The sequence below is a fragment of the Psychrobacter proteolyticus genome (genome assembly GCF_038155145.1).
GTDB lineage: Bacteria > Pseudomonadota > Gammaproteobacteria > Pseudomonadales > Moraxellaceae > Psychrobacter > Psychrobacter proteolyticus_B.
Map to the genome: position 1 here is coordinate 1 of NZ_JBAKAY010000247.1, position 209 is coordinate 209.

The window sequence follows — 209 nt, forward strand, 5'->3', positions numbered from 1 at the left end:
CGACTTGAGCATCACGTGGTTTATCCGCGTATACAAACACATATAAAGGTACTGTTTTGCTTTCTGCAACGTCTTGTGGCGTTTTACGTCCTGCTAGCGTTGGCGGTAGAAAGTTCTCTTCAGAGATCAGAATTTTTTCGTCAGTGAATATCTTTTGTTCGACATTACTGATTGAGTCACTGTTTTTACCCAATAGGTTATCAGCTTCC

General features: G+C 41.1%; 1 protein-coding gene. It reads right to left on the reverse strand.

Annotated elements, in window-relative coordinates:
• Positions 1 to 209: hypothetical protein (locus tag V6252_RS13700; protein ID WP_341610791.1), on the reverse strand; the 209-nt coding region annotated here is incomplete at both ends.